18 protein-coding genes are annotated in these 17,015 nt (G+C 61.7%); 6 read left to right on the top strand and 12 right to left on the bottom strand.

Going from position 1 to position 17,015, the window contains the following annotated elements; genetic code table 11:
- The first annotated feature begins 40 nt into the window (after positions 1-40).
- Positions 41-1,060, top strand: coding sequence for a DUF4917 family protein (locus NF676_RS06980; protein ID WP_252887436.1), 1,020 nt, complete (start codon positions 41-43; stop codon positions 1,058-1,060).
- Between the two features lie 164 nt (positions 1,061-1,224).
- On the opposite strand, the gene NF676_RS06975 is transcribed toward NF676_RS06980, so the two are convergent.
- The 6 genes from NF676_RS06975 to NF676_RS06950 all read right to left on the bottom strand — a co-directional run bounded on the left by NF676_RS06975 (position 1,225) and on the right by NF676_RS06950 (position 5,861).
- Positions 1,225-1,569, bottom strand: a complete 345-nt coding sequence (locus NF676_RS06975) for a YegP family protein (RefSeq protein ID WP_071174640.1) — start codon at positions 1,567-1,569, stop codon at positions 1,225-1,227.
- 80 nt (positions 1,570-1,649) lie between these two features.
- Complete coding sequence (locus NF676_RS06970) at positions 1,650-2,231, bottom strand: DJ-1/PfpI family protein (protein ID WP_056783443.1); 582 nt, start codon at positions 2,229-2,231, stop codon at positions 1,650-1,652.
- Positions 2,232-2,431: 200 nt separating this feature from the next.
- A complete protein-coding gene (locus tag NF676_RS06965; protein WP_056783440.1) occupies positions 2,432-3,658 on the bottom strand; it encodes a class I SAM-dependent methyltransferase in 1,227 nt (408 codons plus the stop codon).
- 177 nt (positions 3,659-3,835) lie between these two features.
- Complete coding sequence (locus NF676_RS06960; protein WP_016771315.1) at positions 3,836-4,453, bottom strand: TPM domain-containing protein; 618 nt, start codon at positions 4,451-4,453, stop codon at positions 3,836-3,838.
- A gap of 33 nt (positions 4,454-4,486) precedes the next feature.
- Positions 4,487-5,239: a TPM domain-containing protein gene (locus NF676_RS06955; RefSeq protein ID WP_252887435.1), complete on the bottom strand. Its 753-nt coding sequence runs from the start codon at positions 5,237-5,239 to the stop codon at positions 4,487-4,489.
- Positions 5,240-5,252: 13 nt separating this feature from the next.
- Complete coding sequence (locus tag NF676_RS06950) at positions 5,253-5,861, bottom strand: LemA family protein (protein WP_095180575.1); 609 nt, start codon at positions 5,859-5,861, stop codon at positions 5,253-5,255.
- A gap of 258 nt (positions 5,862-6,119) precedes the next feature.
- Between NF676_RS06950 and bglX the strand changes: the two genes are divergently transcribed.
- Positions 6,120-8,411: a beta-glucosidase BglX gene (bglX, locus tag NF676_RS06945; RefSeq protein WP_252887434.1), complete on the top strand. Its 2,292-nt coding sequence runs from the start codon at positions 6,120-6,122 to the stop codon at positions 8,409-8,411.
- A gap of 196 nt (positions 8,412-8,607) precedes the next feature.
- Here bglX and NF676_RS06940 read toward each other — a convergent pair whose 3' ends face one another.
- From NF676_RS06940 to NF676_RS06920, 5 genes are all read right to left on the bottom strand, one after another.
- A complete protein-coding gene (locus tag NF676_RS06940) occupies positions 8,608-9,756 on the bottom strand; it encodes a phospholipase D-like domain-containing protein (RefSeq protein WP_252887433.1) in 1,149 nt (382 codons plus the stop codon).
- A gap of 8 nt (positions 9,757-9,764) precedes the next feature.
- Positions 9,765-10,355 (bottom strand): YceI family protein, encoded by a 591-nt coding sequence (locus NF676_RS06935; protein WP_039762684.1) that lies wholly within the window; start codon positions 10,353-10,355, stop codon positions 9,765-9,767.
- A 170-nt stretch (positions 10,356-10,525) separates the two neighbouring features.
- Positions 10,526-10,822 carry an amidase gene (locus NF676_RS06930; RefSeq protein WP_252887432.1) on the bottom strand — a complete coding sequence of 99 codons (297 nt, stop codon included), beginning with the start codon at positions 10,820-10,822 and terminating at the stop codon, positions 10,526-10,528.
- Positions 10,819-11,898: a serine hydrolase domain-containing protein gene (locus NF676_RS06925; RefSeq protein WP_252887431.1), complete on the bottom strand. Its 1,080-nt coding sequence runs from the start codon at positions 11,896-11,898 to the stop codon at positions 10,819-10,821. The genes NF676_RS06930 and NF676_RS06925 overlap by 4 nt, the downstream gene beginning before the upstream one ends.
- A 164-nt stretch (positions 11,899-12,062) precedes the next feature.
- Positions 12,063-12,941 (bottom strand): acyl-CoA dehydrogenase middle domain-containing protein, encoded by an 879-nt coding sequence (locus tag NF676_RS06920; protein WP_252887430.1) that lies wholly within the window; start codon positions 12,939-12,941, stop codon positions 12,063-12,065.
- Between the two features lie 153 nt (positions 12,942-13,094).
- Here NF676_RS06920 and olsB point away from each other — a divergent pair, with 153 nt between their 5' ends.
- Both olsB and NF676_RS06910 read left to right on the top strand, forming a co-directional pair.
- Positions 13,095-13,850, top strand: a complete 756-nt coding sequence (olsB, locus tag NF676_RS06915; RefSeq protein WP_016771324.1) for an L-ornithine N(alpha)-acyltransferase — start codon at positions 13,095-13,097, stop codon at positions 13,848-13,850.
- Entirely contained in the window at positions 13,850-14,644 is a 795-nt protein-coding gene (locus NF676_RS06910) for a lysophospholipid acyltransferase family protein (RefSeq protein WP_150636454.1), read from the top strand. Before olsB ends, NF676_RS06910 begins: the two co-directional genes overlap by 1 nt.
- Before the next feature lie 106 nt (positions 14,645-14,750).
- Here NF676_RS06910 and NF676_RS06900 read toward each other — a convergent pair whose 3' ends face one another.
- Complete coding sequence (locus tag NF676_RS06900) at positions 14,751-15,335, bottom strand: acyl carrier protein phosphodiesterase (RefSeq protein ID WP_252887429.1); 585 nt, start codon at positions 15,333-15,335, stop codon at positions 14,751-14,753.
- A gap of 168 nt (positions 15,336-15,503) precedes the next feature.
- Between NF676_RS06900 and NF676_RS06895 the strand changes: the two genes are divergently transcribed.
- Together NF676_RS06895 and NF676_RS06890 are read left to right on the top strand one after the other, a co-directional pair.
- A complete protein-coding gene (locus NF676_RS06895) occupies positions 15,504-15,806 on the top strand; it encodes an ArsR/SmtB family transcription factor (protein ID WP_016771327.1) in 303 nt (100 codons plus the stop codon).
- 34 nt (positions 15,807-15,840) lie between these two features.
- Positions 15,841-17,007, top strand: coding sequence for an MFS transporter (locus NF676_RS06890; RefSeq protein ID WP_252887428.1), 1,167 nt, complete (start codon positions 15,841-15,843; stop codon positions 17,005-17,007).
- Positions 17,008-17,015 lie beyond the last annotated feature (8 nt).

Genomic DNA, 17,015 nt, shown 5'->3' with positions numbered 1-17,015 from the left:
TCGCCGTCCATCTGCCCTTTGTTTTGAGACCGCCCACGCAATGACCGATTTTCTCAATGTCGACGCCACCCTCGAAGACTGGAACGCCTTGCGCGCCGCGAACGATTTCCAGGGTTTGCTGGTGGGCAATGGCGCCAGCCGTGCGGTTTGGGATGACTTCGGCTACGACTCGCTGTTCGAAAACGCCCGTACGGTCGAAGAGAAACCGCTGAGCCCATCGGAACTGGCGGTGTTCGACGCGCTGCAAACCCGCAGCTTCGAGCAAGTGCTGGGCGCCCTGAAAACTACCAGCCGGGTCAACAAGGCCCTGGCGGTCAGCTCGGCGGCGCCGCGCAATCGCTATTACGCGATCAAGGAAGCGCTGATCAACACCGTGCATGCGGTGCACATCCCGTGGCGGCTGGTGCAGCCTTCGACACTGACGGTGCTCAATGCTGAACTGGCGCGCTATCACACGGTGTTCACCACCAACTACGACCTGCTCAATTACTGGGCACTGCAACATCCCGGCGAGACCATCGACGACCTGTTCAACGGCGCCGACGCGAGTTTCGATCTGAGCCAGAGCGCCACCGACAAACCGCGTCTGCTGTACCTGCACGGTGGTCTGCATCTGGTGCGCAATCAGGACGGCACCGCACGCAAACTGACCTCGACCGAGGGCACCCTGCTCGGCAGCTTCGCCATCAACAACACGATCAAGACGCTGGATGACGTGCCACTGTTCGTCACCGAAGGGCCGAGCGCTGACAAGCTCAAGACCATCCGCAGCTCGGATTATCTGTCGTTCTGCTACGAGCAGTTACTGGCCCATGGCGACAGCCTGTGCATCTTCGGCCACGCGCTGGGCGAGCAGGATGCGCATCTGGTGCGCGCGTTGCGCCTGGCCCGACCGAAGTGCGTGGCGATCTCGATTTATCCGCGCAGTGCCGCGTTCATCCAGCATCAGAAGCGTCACTACGCCAAGGTGTTTGAAGGTACCGGGGTTGAGTTGCGGTTCTTTGATGCCAAGAGCCATGCGTTGGGTGATCCGAAATTGTCGGTACCGGTTGAGGTTTGATATTGGCCGGGCTGACGCCTTCGCGAGCAGGCTCGCTCCCACAATGGAATGCGGTCACCTGTGGGAGCGAGCCCGCTCGCGAAGACGGCATATCAGCCAACCCAAAAGGTGACTGGAACACCGCTTTCGCGAGCAGGCTCACTCCCACAGGTTGATGTCGGATTTCAGAGCACCGGCAGGGTCTTGTCCTTGATGGTTTTCGTCGGGCCGTTGGCCTTCACGCTGGCAATGCCCTTGTCACACGCGCCATCCGATGAATACGACTCGCTGCTGCCGATGACCTGGTGATTGGCCGCCTTCAGGTTGAAGTACGGGTGGCCGTCCTTGGTCGATTTTTTCTCGTAACGTTCGTCCAGCGGGCTGTTGGCCTGCACCGAGGCAATCCCGCCGTCGGCGCCGGCGCGGGTGCTGTAGAGCTCGCTGGTCAGAATCGTTTCGGCGTTCGCCGCTTTCAACACGAACCTGAATTGGCCGTTGCTGCTTTTGCTCACTTCGTACCATCCGGACATGTCTGTTTCTCCTGGGGGCGATTGAGAGATTTCGCGCTTCAGAGTAAAGACCAGCGCCTGCGATCTGTCGCCTGCATCGACTACAAGGTGATTTTCGTACCGAGCAGACCGAGGAAACCGGCCAGCCATTGCGGATGCGCCGGCCACGCCGGAGCGGTGGCGAAATTTCCCTGAACATGGCCGTCGGTCACCGGAATGTCGATGTAGGTGCCGCCCGCCAACCGGACTTCCGGGGCGCAGGCCGGGTACGCGCTGCACTCACGCCCTTCGAGCACACCCGCCGCCGCGAGCAGTTGCGCGCCATGGCAGACCGCTGCGATGGGCTTGCCAGCGTTGTCGAAGGCGCGCACCAGCTCGAGGACTTTGTCGTTCAGCCGCAGGTACTCCGGAGCGCGACCGCCGGGAATCAGCAGCGCGTCGTAATCAGTTTCGCGGGCCTTGGCGAAGTCGAAATTGAGCGCGAACAGGTGACCGGGTTTTTCGCTGTAGGTCTGATCACCTTCAAAATCATGAATCGCCGTGCGCACGGTGCTGCCGGCGGACTTGTCCGGGCACACGGCGTGGACCGTGTGGCCGACCATCTGCAGGGCCTGGAACGGCACCATCACTTCGTAGTCTTCGACGTAATCGCCGACCAGCATCAGGATCTTTTTCGCGGCCATGGGAAAACTCCTCGGGGAAAGGTCTGGGAGTATTCAAGGTAGACCGTATCCAAGGGTTGCGGTAATTCCAGGCTTACTACGCTCGATCGCGATAAATGTAGGAGCCGCCGAAGGCTGCGATCTTTTGATCTTGCATTTAAATAACCAGGATCAAAAGATCGCAGCCTTCGGCAGCTCCTACAGGGGTGTATTTCAGGCTATCAGGCGAGAAAACCGTCAGCGCGCAGCAGTGTTTCCAGACAATGTTCGCTGATGTGGTAGAACGCTTTCAGCTCTTCGATCTTTGCCAACAATTGCGCTGGATTAACCGGCTCGGCGCGTTTCACCGCGAGAATCATCTTGTTCTTGTTGGTGTGTTCCAGCGAGATGAATTCGAAGACTTTGGTCTCGTAACCACAGGCTTCGAGGAACAGTGCACGCAAGCTGTCGGTGACCATTTCCGCCTGTTGGCCGAGGTGCAAGCCGTATTGCAGCATCGGCTTGAGCAGCGCCGGGCTCTGGATCTGCAGGCGGATCTGTTTGTGACAGCACGGCGAGCACATGATGATCGACGCACCCGAGCGGATGCCGGTGTGGATCGCGTAATCGGTAGCGATGTCGCACGCATGCAGGGCGATCATCACGTCCAGTTCGCTCGGCGCCACCGTGCGCACGTCACCGCACTTGAACACCAGCCCCGGATGCTCGAGCTTCGCCGCTGCGGCGTTGCACAGGTTGACCATTTCTTCGCGCAGCTCGACGCCAGTGACTTCGCCCTCGGCCTTGAGCGTGTTGCGCAGGTAGTCGTGAATGGCGAACGTCAGGTAGCCCTTGCCCGAACCGAAATCGGCGACCCGCACCGGTTTGTCCAGCGCCAGCGGCGACGAGGTCAGGGCATGGCTGAACACTTCGATGAACTTGTTGATCTGCTTCCACTTGCGCGACATCGCCGGGATCAGCTCGTGTTGTGCATTGGTCACGCCCAGGTCTTTGAGGAAGGGGCGGCTCAATTCGAGGAAGCGGTTTTTCTCGCGGTTGTGCTCGGCGGACGGCGCTTCACGTAATTGCTGAGGTTTGCTCTTGAACAGCGAACTCTTGCCCTTTTTGCTGTATTCCAGCTGCGCTTCGTCGGTCAGCGCCAGTAAATGAGCATTTTTGAACGAGGCCGGCAGCAGCCCGGCGATCAGCGCCACGCCTTCGCTCAGCGGCAGGTTCTTGGTGATGTCGCGGGTCTTGTAGCGATAAACGAATGACAGGCACGGCTGCGCCTTGACCGTCACCGGTTTGATGATGACCCGTTGCAGATCCGCCTCTTCACCGACGTACTTGGCCAGCACCAGTTTGATGAAACCGCTGTCGTCGAGGCTGGCTTGCAGCAGCTCGATGAACTGGGCGTGGTGATCGGCGGCCGGTTTGGCGGACGGCGCGGAAGCAGCGGAAACGGACATGGACAAGCGGCCTCGGACGGGCGGAATCGGGAATGGCGGGTATTTTAGGGGGGATGGGGGTTGGGGACACCCTCTTATTTACCCAACGGCGAAAATCAAAAGATCGCAGCCTTCGGCAGCTCCTACAATTGGAATGCATTCTCCTTTAGGAGCTGCCGAAGGCTGCGAGCTTTTGATCTACCCCAACACCACCAACCGATTCGGCAACTCGTTCCGCACCTGCGTCACCGGCACGTGCACCTTCAACAACTCACCACACGCCTCCACGCACGTGACAAACCCTTCCAGCGTGCGGCCCTGGCGGACCTGTTCGGTGAACGCTGCGACAATCGCGTCCCAGTTGCTGTTATCCAGCCGTTTGGAAATCCCCTCGTCCACCAGAATCTCCACATAGCGCTCAGCCTCGCAGACAAAAATCAGCATGCCGGTGCTGCCCACGGTGTGGTGCAGGTTCTGTTCGAGAAACTGCCGCCGCGCCAGGTTGGAGGCGCGCCAGTGGCGCACGCGGCGCGGGACCAGATGCGTGGTGATTTTCGGCAGACGAAACAGCAGGCACAGGACGATGAACATGCCCCATTGCACCAGCAGCAGACTGCGCAGGGTCAGCCAGCCCGTGAGGTAGTGGACGATGCCCGGCAACACCAGGGCCAGCAGACTGGCCCAGAGCAGCGGGATGTACGCGTAATCGTCGGCACGGGCAGCGAGCACCGTGACCAGTTCAGCGTCGGTGTCGCGTTCGACCCGGGCGATGGCCTCGGCGACTTTGCGTTGTTCGTGTTCAGTCAGTAATGCCATGTCGAAAAGTGCCTGCTCATTATTCTTTTGATCTCACCAGCCGCCGGACGAACCGCCGCCGCCGAAACTGCCCCCGCCACCGCTGAAGCCGCCACCGCCACCGCCGCCGAATCCGCCGCCACCGCCAAAGCCGCCCCCTCCTCCGGAGCCGCCCCGGCCGGCAGGCAGGATACCGAGCATCTGGCAGACAAACACCGTCACGATGAACAACATCACCAGGAACACGAACAGCGCCGGGTGCCGCGAGATGAAATCATCCGCCGGGTCGCCGCTGGATTCGTACACGGTTGAGGGTTCGTCCAGCGGATTGCCACCGAGCACCACCAGCATCGCCGCAACGCCGTCGCTGATGCCTTTGCTGAAATTGCCGGCCTTGAACGCCGGCGTGATGACCTGATGAATGATCACCGACGACTGCGCATCGGTCAGGCGATCCTCCAGGCCATAGCCGACTTCGATGCGCAGTTTGCGCTCGTCACGCGCGACGATCAGCAAGGCGCCGTTGTTCTTGTCTTTCTGACCGATGCCCCAGTGCCGACCGAGCTGAACGCCGAAATCCTCGATGGTGGTGCCCTGCAGATCGGGCAACGTGACCACCACCAATTGCTCGCCGGTGGCCTGCTCGTGCGCCTGCAATTGCTGGCTCAGTTGCGCGCGAATCGATGGCTCGAGCATTTGCGCCTGATCGACCACGCGCCCGCTCAGCGGCGGAAACGTCAATTCGGCCCGGGCGCTGACGGCGAACAGCCAGAGCAGCAGCACCAGGCTTAGTTTCAACACACGCATGGACGACCTCGAATCAGAATTTCACTTCCGGGGCCTTCTCCGCGCCGGGCGTGGTGGCTTCGAAGGTCTCGCGCATCGGCAGATCGCTGTACATCACGCTGTGCCACAAGCGACCGGGGAAGGTGCGGATCTCGGTGTTGTACTTCTGCACCGCCAGAATGAAGTCGCGACGCGCCACGGCAATCCGGTTTTCCGTGCCTTCAAGTTGCGACTGCAAGGCGAGGAAGTTCTGGTTGGCCTTCAGATCCGGATAGCGCTCGGAGACCACCATCAAACGGCTCAATGCGCCGGTCAGTTGATCCTGCGCCTGCTGGAACTGCTTGAGCTTCTCGGGGTTGTCGAGGGTGCTGGCATCGACCTGAATCGACGTCGCCTTGGCCCGCGCTTCAATCACGGCGGTCAGGGTTTCCTGCTCATGGGCGGCATAGCCCTTCACGGTTTCCACCAGATTGGGGATCAGGTCGGCGCGGCGCTGATACTGGTTCTGCACCTGGCCCCAGGCGGCTTTGACCTGTTCGTCGAGGGTCGGGATATTGTTGATGCCGCACGCGGTCAACAGCGTGGCGAACACCAGCAACGTGGCGATCTGTAGCCGTGAACGGGAGGTTGAGCTGATATTCATTGCAGTGATGCTCCATGACACATTTGATTTAAAAACCGAGCGCTGGGCATTCCCGGCCAGCGGTTGGGGCATAATCGGCGCCGCCACTGGCATGCGACGGGTTAATCGGCTAAAAAGTGCCCTTCGCGTTCACGTTGCCGCTGTCGGCTGCGGTTTTCCGGCTCAGGATTTTGCGCCGGCACCCGAACAACAATAGTCGCTCCCTACATTTTGGCTGGCCGGTGTTACATCACCGTTTGGGCTCTAGAGAAAAAATTCATGAAGAAGCTGTGTTTGCTGGGTCTGTTCGTCAGCCTGGCCAGTCATCAGGTACTGGCCGCCACGACCCCGGTACCTTTGGAAAACAAGGACGCTTTCATCAGCAACCTGATGAAACAAATGACCCTCGACGAGAAGATCGGCCAGTTGCGCCTGATCAGCATCGGCCCGGAAATGCCCCGCGAACTGATCCGCAAGGAAATTGCCGGCGGCAACATCGGCGGCACGTTCAACTCGATCACCCGCGCGGAAAACCGTCCGATGCAGGACGCTGCCATGCGCAGTCGCCTGAAGATTCCGATGTTTTTCGCGTACGACGTAATCCACGGTCACCGTACGATTTTCCCTATTCCGCTGGCCCTTGCGTCGAGCTGGGACATGGACGCCATCGGCCAGTCCGGTCGCGTTGCGGCTAAAGAAGCCGCCGCTGACAGCCTCGACATCACCTTCGCGCCGATGGTGGATATCTCCCGCGATCCACGCTGGGGCCGCAGCTCCGAAGGTTTCGGCGAAGACACCTACCTGACCTCGCGCATCGCCAAAGTCATGGTCAAGGCCTATCAGGGCGAGACCCCGAGCGCCGCCGACAGCATCATGGCCAGCGTCAAGCACTTCGCCCTTTACGGCGCGGTCGAGGGCGGTCGCGACTACAACACCGTCGACATGAGCCCGGTGAAGATGTACCAGGATTACCTGCCGCCCTACCGCGCTGCGATCGATGCCGGCGCTGGCAGTGTGATGGTGGCGTTGAACTCGATCAACGGCATTCCGGCCACGGCCAACACCTGGCTGATGAACGACCTGCTGCGCAAGGACTGGGGCTTCAAAGGTCTGGCGGTCAGCGATCACGGCGCGATCTTCGAACTGATCAAGCACGGCGTCGCTCGCGACGGTCGCGAAGCGGCAAAGCTGGCGATCAAGGCCGGCATCGACATGAGCATGAACGACACCCTCTACGGCAAAGAGCTGCCGGGGCTGCTCAAGTCCGGCGAAATCGAACAGAAAGACATCGACAACGCTGTGCGCGAAGTGCTCGCGGCCAAGTACGACATGGGCCTGTTCAAGGACCCGTACCTGCGCATCGGCAAAGCTGAAGATGACCCGGCCGATACCTACGCCGAGAGTCGCCTGCACCGCGCCGAGGCCCGCGAAGTCGCGCGGCGCAGTCTGGTGCTGCTGAAGAACCAGAACGAAACCCTGCCGCTGAAGAAAGACGCGAAAATCGCGCTGGTCGGCCCATTGGCGAAAGCCCCGATCGACATGATGGGCAGCTGGGCCGCCGCCGGACGTCCGGCGCAATCGGTCACGCTGTTCGATGGCATGAGTTCGGTGATCGGCGACAAGGCCAACCTGATCTACGCCCGTGGCGCCAACATCACGGGCGACAAGAAGGTCCTCGACTACCTGAACTTCCTCAACTTCGATGCCCCGGAAGTGGTCGATGACCCGCGCCCGGCCAACGTGCTGATCGACGAGGCAGTGAAAGCGGCGAAAGCGGCTGACGTGATCGTTGCAGCGGTGGGCGAGTCCCGTGGCATGTCCCACGAATCCTCGAGCCGCACCGACCTGAACATCCCGGAAACCCAGCGCGAATTGATCCGTGCGCTGAAAGCCACCGGCAAGCCGTTGGTGCTGGTGTTGATGAACGGCCGTCCGCTGACGATTCTCGAAGAAAACCAGTCGGCCGATGCGATTCTGGAAACCTGGTTCAGCGGCACCGAGGGCGGTAACGCCATCGCCGACGTGCTGTTCGGCGACTACAACCCGTCGGGCAAACTGCCGGTGACCTTCCCGCGTTCCGTGGGCCAGATCCCGACCTACTACAACCACCTGAGTATCGGCCGGCCGTTCACCCCGGGCAAACCGGGCAACTACACCTCGCAGTATTTCGATGACACCACCGGCCCGCTGTTTCCGTTCGGTTATGGCCTGAGCTACACCACGTTCGCCCTGAGCGATATGGCGCTGTCATCGACCACCCTGAACGCCAGCGGCAAGCTCGACGCCAGCGTCATGGTCAAGAACACCGGCAAGCGTGACGGCGAAACCGTGGTGCAGTTGTATATCCAGGACGTCACCGGTTCGATGATCCGCCCGGTGAAAGAGCTGAAGAACTTCCAGAAGATCATGCTCAAGGCCGGCGAACAGAAGGTCGTGCACTTCACCATCACCGAGGAAGACCTGAAGTTCTACAACGCCCAGCTTAAATACGCAGCCGAGCCTGGCAAGTTCAACGTACAGATCGGCCTGGATTCGCAGGCGGTGACGCAGCAGAGTTTTGAATTGCTGTAACAGCAAGCACACCGCCCCCCTGCACTGATCGTTCCCACGCTCTGCGTGGGAATGCAGCCCGTGACGCTCCGCGTCACTGGACGCGGAGCGTCCCTAGAGGCATTCCCACGCGGAGCGTGGGAACGATCAAATGACACACCGCTTTCGCGAGCAGGCTCGCTCCCACATTGGATTCAGGGTGTATTCAAAATCGTGGTTATCCGCGTCTATCGAGAATATTCACCACCAACCGATCCACCCAGCCCCACACCCGCTGCTTGACCCGCCGCCACAACGGTCGGCGCTGCCATTCCTCCAGACTCACCAGCTGACTCAAGCCGAAGTCCTTCACAAAGCTCGCCTCCACCGCTGCCGTCAACGCCGGGTCCAGCGCCTCCAGGTTCGCCTCCAGATTGAAACGCAGATTCCAGTGATCGAAGTTGCACGAACCGATGCTTACCCATTCGTCGACCAGAACCATTTTCAGGTGCAGGAAGCACGGCTGGTATTCGAAGATCTGCACCCCGGCCTTGAGCAGGCGCGGGTAGTAGCGATGGCCGGCGTAGCGCACTGACGGGTGATCGGTGCGCGGGCCGGTCAGCAGCAAGCGCACATCGACGCCGCGCGCGGCAGCCTTGCGCAGCGAGCGGCGGATTTTCCAGGTCGGCAGGAAGTACGGCGTGGCCATCCAGATGCGTTTTTGCCCGCTGTTCAACGCACGGAACAACGACTGCAAAATGTCGCGATGTTGACGGGCATCGGCATACGCCACGCGGCCCATGCCTTCGCCCTTGTCCGGTACGCGGGGCAGGCGCGGCAAGCCGAAATGCGCCGCCGGGCGCCAGGCGCGGCGGTAACGGTTGGCGATCCACTGGCGATCAAACAGCAATTGCCAATCGATCACCAATGGGCCGCTGATCTCGACCATCACTTCGTGCCACTCGCTGACATCATGGCCCGGCGTCCAGAATTCATCGGTCACGCCGGTGCCGCCGACCACTGCGAGGCATTGGTCGACCAGCAGCAATTTACGGTGGTCGCGATAGAAATTGCCGACCCAGCGCCGCCAGCTCAGGCGATTGTAGAAACGCAGCTCGACCCCGGCCTGGGTCAGGCGCTGGCGCAGATGCAGCGTGAACGCGAGGCTGCCGTAATCATCGAACAGGCAACGCACGCGCACGCCGCGCTCGGCCGCCGCGACCAGCGCCTGGACGATGGCTTCGGCGCAGGCGCCCGCCTCGACCAGGTACAGCTCCAGTTCGATCTGTTCTGTAGCTCCAGCGATGTGCTCGAGCATGCGCGGAAAGAACTGCGGGCCGTCGATCAACAGTTCGAAACGGTTGCCGTCACGCCAGGGGAACAGCACCGCGCATGTCAGCGCGCCGTGAAAATCAGCACCGCACCCACCGGCACCGACAGACTGATCGCCGACAGATCGGCGAGTTTGCGCAGGTTTTCCAGGCCAGGCGCCAGATCGAAATCCTCGGCGTTGATCACCAGCGGCTCCAGCGTCACCACCTGAAAGCGCCGATCATCCAGACGCGTGGCGAGCAACTCGGCCGGGTATTCGTGCTGCTTGCCGTGCAGGCTGACGGTCAGCGGCAGGCGCAACTCCAGCTGCGCGCCGGGGGCCAGATCGTTGATCGGGCGCAGGTCGATTTGGGTGGTGATGGTGGCTGCGGGAAACTGCTCGATCTGGAACAGCTCCTTGCGCATGCGCTCATCGCGCAGGGGGATGCCGCTGTTGATCGATTCGAGCTCTACTTCGACCTCGGCGCGACCGTTGGGGTCGACCTTGCCGTGCAGCACCAGAAAGCGCTGCACCTCCGACACGCTGGCATTTTTGGTGCTGACGAACGACAGCCGCGACGACTCGCCGTCCAGATACCAATTGGCCTGGGCCGGCAGCGCAGCGGCGGTCAACAGCAGACTGGCGAAGGTTGTATAGAGGGAGCGGTTGAACATTGAACACTCGTGGGGGCGATAAACCTGCACGAACCTTAACCGCCCGCCAAGTTATTGCAAGCCCTGTGGGAGCGAGCCTGCTCGCGAATGCAATGCTCCCCGCACAGCATGTATTGCGGCTTGCGACGATTTCGCGAGCAGGCTCGCTCCCACAGGGGAGACCAGATAATTCAAGGATTCAGGCGACAGCCCTGGCGTTCGCTCAGCCACTGCGCGCTGTTGCTGCGGCCCATGCCGCTGACGGTGATGGTTTTGCTCGATGGATCATCGGTAAAACCGCTGGTTGGCAGCCATTGCTTCACATAGCCACGGCAATACCCGGCGTCGTTGTTCATCACATAACGACACGAGCAATATTCCTTGGCGGTGTAGGCGCTGATGATGTCCGGGAAAGCCCGGAGATTCTCCCGCTCATACCAACCCCAGCCGAGCAGCACGACCAACAGCAACAATAGAAAGCGCTTCATCGCCGCACCGCCTGCAACACGCGTTTGAGCAGTTCGTTGTGCCGGTAGCTGCCATCGCGGTCATCGCCGTAACGCACGATCACCAGCTTCTGGCTGGGCATCACGTACAGCGCCTGGCCCCAGTGGCCGAGGGCGGCGAAGGTGTCGGGTGGGGCGTCGGGCCATGGTGATGTGGCGCCGTCGACAGGACGATTGAGCCACCAATGGCCGCCGGGTATGGCTTCGTCCTGATGCGCCTTGTAGCCGGCAAACGGTGTGAGGTTGAACGCGAGCCAATCCTCGGACAGCAACTGCCGATCGTTCCAGCGCCCGCCGCGCGCCATCAACAGACCGACCCGCGCCAGATCCCGCGCGGTGAGATAGGCATAGGACGAGGCGACAAAGGTGCCGCTGGCATCGCTTTCCCACACGGCGTGGCGAATGCCCAACGGCTCGAACAATGCTGTCCACGGATAATCGGCATAACGCTCTGCGCCGACCATGGTTTTCAGGGCAGCGGCGAGCAGATTGCTGTCACCGCTGGAATAACGGAAAGCCTGACCCGGCGCGGCGTAGGCGTCGTGGCCCGCAGTGAACGCGGCCATGTCGCGATGGCCGCGGGTGTAGAGCATCGCCACCACCGAAGATTTCAGCGGCGCGTATTCGTAGTCTTCCTGCCAATCCAGACCGGAGGCCCAGTTCAGCAGATGGCCGAGGGTGATCGCCGGGTGTTTTTCCAGCGCTGGGTAGAACTTCAGCGCCGGATCGCCGAGCTTGAACCGGCCTTCGCCGTAGGCCACGCCGAGGACCGTTGCCAGCAGGCTTTTGCTGATCGACCAGGTCAGATTCGGTGTCTGAGCAGTGGTCGGAGCGGCGTAGCGTTCGTAAATGATCTGGCCGTCGCGGATGATCAGCAAGGCGTCGGTGCGGATGCCGTCGCGGGTGGCGTCGTTACGGGGCGCGAAGGCGTAGTTTTCCAGCGCCTCGACGGCCGGGCCGGTGATCTGCGGGGCGATGGGCCATTGCTCGCCGGGCCATTGTTCGGCGCGGACGGTGAGGCTGATCAGCAGCAGGAACAGGGACAGGCCTTTGAACATGGTGGGCGCTCAGGGAATGAACCTGTCGAGACTAGTCGGGGTTTATGACAGATGTATGGTGATTTTGAGGCCGCCTTCGCGAGCAGGCTCGCTCCCACAGTTGATCGCATTTCAATTGAAGAATACCGTCCCTGTGGGAGCGAGCCTGCTCGCGAAGGGGCCGCTCAGGTCACCGCCAAAGCCTTGGCCAACCGCTTCGCCCTCGCCCCTGCCGCCAACTGCATCACGCCCTTGTCCCGCTGCCACATCTGCGCCCACTCCACCGGGCCATTGCCCAATGCCTGGTCCACCTCCCCCGCCAGCGCTTCAAACTGCGCAAACAACCCGCCCAGCAGCACATGCCCGGGCGGATTGTTCGGCGCTTGCCGGCTGGCCTCGGCGCACCCGGCCAGCAGCGCCAGCAAACGCAATTGCAGGGCCTGCGGCCAGTCGCTGTCCTGGCCGACGCCGTACAACCACGCGGTCATGGCGCTGAGCACGTAGACATCTTCAAGGGTGCGAAACGGTTTGACGTAGGCGTCCCAGCCATCGCCAGCGAGCAATTCGCACAGGGCGCCGTCGAGGTACAGGCGACCGTGGCTGATGTCCGGCATCAACGGCAACGCCGGAAGTTTTTCCACCTTCACGCCGGGCTCGCCGGGATACACCACCGCCAGACTCAGGCGCGGTGTTTCGCCAGGCTCCTCACTGCGCGCAGCCACCAGTAACCAATCGGCGGCGTCGCCTGCGGTGACGAAATCCTTGCGCCCACTCAAGCGCAAATCGCGCAGCCGCGTTTGCATATCGGCCGGACGCAGGCTGCGTTGCTCGGTCGCGCACAAGGCGCCGAGGCTCAGCGGCGCGCTCGGCCACAACATGCGCAGCGCCGCCTGATAACCCACCAGAAACGCCAGCCCCGGCGTCGCCATCCGCCGCCCGCCGGCCACCGCCAATTCGAACGGCGTGACGTTGCCCAGCGTCTGCAACAACGTTGCAAAGCCCTCGGCCAGATCAGCAGCGACGGGCAAGCGTTCACGGTGGTGCAGCAGATCTGGCCAGGGCATGGGCGCCTCCTTGTGGGCTGTCATATAAGCATCACCGAACGTTCATGGCGATGACACCGGGGCTACATAGCCTGACTTTGCACAACACGGCTGCATAAAGAAAGTCGATCGGCTGCAACCCACGACGGGTTAAAGGCCCGTACGGAGATTCACATGACGCAAATCGCCCGCATCAGCGACACCGGCAATGAACGCCGCCTGCAAGCCGAACGCCTGATCGGCGCCGAAGCCTTGCAGCAAGCCCAGGCCCTGCGCTTCGCCGTCTTCAGTGGCGAGTTCAACGCCAAACTGAAAGGCGCCGAACTGGGTCTGGACATGGATGATTATGATGTTCACTGCAGCCACATCGGCGTGCGTGATCTGAACACCGGGCGCCTGGTGGCGACCACGCGTCTGCTCGATCACACCGCCGCCAGCAGCCTCGGCAAGTTCTACAGCGAAGAAGAATTCAGCCTGCACGGCCTCGCCCATCTGCAAGGTCCGATCCTGGAAATCGGCCGCACCTGCGTCGATCCGGCGTACCGCAACGGCGGCACCATCGCCGTGCTCTGGGGCGAATTGGCCGAAGTGCTCAATCAGGGCGGCTACAGCTATCTGATGGGTTGCGCGAGCATCCCGATGCAGGACGGCGGCATTCAGGCCCACGCGATCATGCAGCGTCTGCGCGAACGTTATCTGTGCACCGAACACCTGCGCGCCGAGCCGAAAAATCCGCTGCCGACGCTGGATATCCCGTCCAACGTCATCGCCGAAATGCCGCCGCTGCTCAAGGCCTACATGCGCCTCGGTGCGAAGATCTGCGGCGAGCCGTGCTGGGACGAAGACTTCCAGGTCGCCGACGTGTTCATCCTGCTCAAGCGCGACGAACTCTGCCCGCGCTACGCCAAGCACTTCAAGGCGGCGGTGTGATGAGCCGGTTGCGGGTGTACGCGCGAATCGCGCGAGTGCTGCTGGTGGTGACGCTGGGGCTGACCATGGCCAGCGTCTTCGGCGTGTTCGAGCGCATTGGTCTGGCGCACTCGATGGAGCGGCGTCAGCGCTGGTCGCGCTTCTTCATGGCGCGGCTGAGCAACGCCCTGCCGTTTCGCGTGAGCGTGCATGGCGAGCTGCCGAAACAGCCGATGCTTTGGGTCAGCAATCACGTGTCGTGGACCGACATTCCGCTGCTGGGCATGCTCACGCCGCTGTCGTTTCTGTCCAAGGCCGAAGTGCGCACCTGGCCGGTGGCCGGCTGGCTCGCAGCCAAGGCCGGCAGCCTGTTCATCCGCCGTGGGTCGGGCGACAGTCAGTTGATCCGCAAGCAGATGACCCGCCATCTGCAAACTGAACATGCACTGCTGATGTTCCCCGAAGGCACCACCACCGATGGCCGTTCGCTGCGCACCTTTCATGGTCGCCTGCTGTCGGCGGCGATCGATTCCGAGGTGATGCTGCAACCGGTGGCGATCCGTTATCTGCGTGACGGCGAAATCGACACACTGGCGCCATTCATTGGTGACGATGATTTGCTCTCGCACCTGATGCGCCTGTTCAGCAACGACTGCGGCGATGTCGAGGTGCATCTGCTCAAGCCGATTGCCTGTCAGGGCCGCGAGCGCGCGGCGCTGGCGTTCGAAGCGCAGCAGGCGGTGCAGAAGGTGTTGTTTGGTGAGGTGGCGAAACCTGCCGAACCGCGTCGCGCAGGCGATTTGATCGCCGCCTGAAAATACAAATCCCCTGTGGGAGCGAGCCTGCTCGCGAAGGCGTCGTGCCATTCAGCATCTATATTGGCTGAGACACCGCATTCGCGAGCAGGCTCGCTCCCACAATTCAGATTTTCGGTGGTCTCGTGTTTTGTGCGAAATCCTGCAATTGCGGGTAGAACAAGCTGAAGTCTTCACTCAACGGCTCATACAACCGCCGCAACTCCGCCATTGCCCCCGCCAATTCCTCCGGCCTGGTCAGCCGTCGCGAGATCCCGCGCAGCACCTGTTCCAGCACCTCAAATTCGCGATACGAGCCCAGCCAGTCGTTGGCGACCATGTGCGGGGCGATCTTTGCCAGCCGTTCCGGCAACTGTCGTTCGCGGGACAGCACCTGATAGACGTCTGCGGTGAACTGCTCCAGCGGTCGGTCGGCATACAGCGTCCAGTCCCGCGCCAGGCAATGATCGAAAAACACATCGAGGACGATTCCGGCATAGCGCCGCCGCGTTTCGCTGAAGCGCCCCAAAGCAATGTCCACCAGTGGATGCCGATCGGTGAACACGTCGATGCGCCGATGCAGCGCAATCGCCGCCTCTACCTCGGGGTCGAACTGGCCTTGCAGCCGACCTTTGACGAAGTCGCCATACAGGCTGCCGAGTAACTGACCAGGGCGCTGGCCGCCGAGATGCAAATGCGCGAGATAGTTCATGGGCGCAGCTTAGCACTGCGGTCGCTGCTCCAGCACCCTCGTATCGTTATAACCCGATATAGCGATTTATGCGTTCGTCAGACCGAATTCATATTGGTATATCGCGATCCAACGATTTAAAGTTCGCTCCATCGCGATATATCGCTACTGCCACCACGAGCCCAAGCCATGAACCTCGACCTCGACGAAATAATAAAAGCCCTGGCGCACCCAGTACGGCGAGACATCCTCAACTGGCTGAAAGACCCGAAAGGCGAATTCCCCGAGCAGTTGCACAACCATGAATACGGTATTTGCGCCGGGCAGATCGATCAGCGTTGCGGCCTGTCGCAATCGACCGTGTCGGCCCACCTGGCGACGTTGCAACGGGCCGGGCTGATCAGCAGCCAGAAGGCCGGGCAGTGGCATTTCTTCAAACGTAACGAGGACGTCATCCAGGCGTTTCTCAGCACTCTCAGTAAAGAGCTCTGACCCTTAACGTCAGTCAGCCGACAAGGAAACCTGCATGCCCCTTTCGCTTCTCATCCTCGCCCTGAGCGCCTTCGCCATCGGCACCACCGAATTCGTCATCATGGGCCTGCTGCCCGACGTGGCGGCGGATCTCGGTGTGTCGATTCCCGGCGCCGGCTGGCTGGTCACCGGTTACGCCCTGGGCGTGGCCATCGGTGCACCGTTCATGGCGCTGGCCACCGCCAAGTTGCCGCGCAAGGCAGCGCTGGTAGCGTTGATGGGCATCTTCATTGTCGGCAACCTGCTCTGCGCCATCGCCAGCGACTACAACGTGCTGATGTTTGCCCGGATAGTCACCGCGCTGTGTCACGGCGCGTTCTTCGGCATCGGCTCGGTGGTGGCGGCCAATCTGGTCGCGCCCAACAAACGTGCCTCGGCAGTAGCCTTGATGTTCACCGGCCTGACCCTGGCCAACGTACTTGGCGTACCGCTGGGTACCGCATTGGGTCAGGAAGCCGGCTGGCGTTCGACCTTCTGGGCAGTGACCGTCATCGGTGTGATCGCGCTGATCGGCCTGATCCGCTTTCTGCCGGCCAAGCGTGACGAAGAGAAACTCGACATGCGCGCCGAACTCGCCGCCCTCAAAGGCGCCGGCATCTGGCTGTCACTGAGCATGACCGCGCTGTTCGCCGCCTCGGTCTTCACCCTGTTCACCTACGTCGCCCCACTGCTTGGCGAAGTCACCGGTGTGTCGCCACGTGGCGTGACCTGGACGCTGATGCTCATCGGTCTGGGCCTGACGGTCGGCAACATCATCGGCGGCAAACTCGCCGACAAAGGCATGGCCGCCACGCTGATCGGCGTGTTCATCGCCATGGCCGTGGTGTCCACGGTGTTGAGCTGGACCAGCGTCGCGCTGATCCCGACTGAAATCACTCTGTTCCTCTGGGCCACCGCGTGTTTCGCCGCTGTGCCGGCGCTGCAGGTCAACGTGGTGACCTTCGGCAAGGCTGCCCCGAACCTGGTTTCGACCCTGAACATCGGCGCTTTCAACGTCGGCAACGCCCTCGGCGCCTGGGTCGGCGGCAGCGTCATCGCCCACGGCTACGGCCTGACCAGCGTGCCACTGGCTGCCGCCGCGCTGGCTGTACTGGCCCTGCTGGTAACCCTGATTACCTTCCGCCAGAACGGCAATGCCGAGCTGGCCCCTGCTTCCAACTGATCAACTTC

The sequence above is a fragment of the Pseudomonas siliginis genome, assembly GCF_024072275.1.
GTDB classification, from domain to species: domain Bacteria; phylum Pseudomonadota; class Gammaproteobacteria; order Pseudomonadales; family Pseudomonadaceae; genus Aquipseudomonas; species Aquipseudomonas siliginis.
The sequence above is the reverse complement of the archived record's forward strand: the minus strand, read 5'-3'. Positions and strand labels throughout refer to the sequence as shown.

Excerpts from the sequence above, each read along its gene's own strand:
- NF676_RS06980 (WP_252887436.1), top strand. The coding sequence starts at position 41 with ATGACCGATTTTCTCAATGTCGACGCCACCCTCGAAGACTGGAACGCC.
- NF676_RS06975 (WP_071174640.1), bottom strand. The coding sequence starts at position 1,569 with ATGTCCGGATGGTACGAAGTGAGCAAAAGCAGCAACGGCCAATTCAGG.
- NF676_RS06970 (WP_056783443.1), bottom strand. The coding sequence starts at position 2,231 with ATGGCCGCGAAAAAGATCCTGATGCTGGTCGGCGATTACGTCGAAGAC.
- NF676_RS06965 (WP_056783440.1), bottom strand. The coding sequence starts at position 3,658 with ATGTCCGTTTCCGCTGCTTCCGCGCCGTCCGCCAAACCGGCCGCCGAT.
- NF676_RS06960 (WP_016771315.1), bottom strand. The coding sequence starts at position 4,453 with ATGGCATTACTGACTGAACACGAACAACGCAAAGTCGCCGAGGCCATC.
- NF676_RS06955 (WP_252887435.1), bottom strand. The coding sequence starts at position 5,239 with ATGCGTGTGTTGAAACTAAGCCTGGTGCTGCTGCTCTGGCTGTTCGCC.
- NF676_RS06950 (WP_095180575.1), bottom strand. The coding sequence starts at position 5,861 with ATGAATATCAGCTCAACCTCCCGTTCACGGCTACAGATCGCCACGTTG.
- bglX (WP_252887434.1), top strand. The coding sequence starts at position 6,120 with ATGAAGAAGCTGTGTTTGCTGGGTCTGTTCGTCAGCCTGGCCAGTCAT.
- NF676_RS06935 (WP_039762684.1), bottom strand. The coding sequence starts at position 10,355 with ATGTTCAACCGCTCCCTCTATACAACCTTCGCCAGTCTGCTGTTGACC.
- NF676_RS06930 (WP_252887432.1), bottom strand. The coding sequence starts at position 10,822 with ATGAAGCGCTTTCTATTGTTGCTGTTGGTCGTGCTGCTCGGCTGGGGT.
- NF676_RS06925 (WP_252887431.1), bottom strand. The coding sequence starts at position 11,898 with ATGTTCAAAGGCCTGTCCCTGTTCCTGCTGCTGATCAGCCTCACCGTC.
- NF676_RS06920 (WP_252887430.1), bottom strand. The coding sequence starts at position 12,941 with ATGCCCTGGCCAGATCTGCTGCACCACCGTGAACGCTTGCCCGTCGCT.
- olsB (WP_016771324.1), top strand. The coding sequence starts at position 13,095 with ATGACGCAAATCGCCCGCATCAGCGACACCGGCAATGAACGCCGCCTG.
- NF676_RS06910 (WP_150636454.1), top strand. The coding sequence starts at position 13,850 with ATGAGCCGGTTGCGGGTGTACGCGCGAATCGCGCGAGTGCTGCTGGTG.
- NF676_RS06900 (WP_252887429.1), bottom strand. The coding sequence starts at position 15,335 with ATGAACTATCTCGCGCATTTGCATCTCGGCGGCCAGCGCCCTGGTCAG.
- NF676_RS06895 (WP_016771327.1), top strand. The coding sequence starts at position 15,504 with ATGAACCTCGACCTCGACGAAATAATAAAAGCCCTGGCGCACCCAGTA.
- NF676_RS06890 (WP_252887428.1), top strand. The coding sequence starts at position 15,841 with ATGCCCCTTTCGCTTCTCATCCTCGCCCTGAGCGCCTTCGCCATCGGC.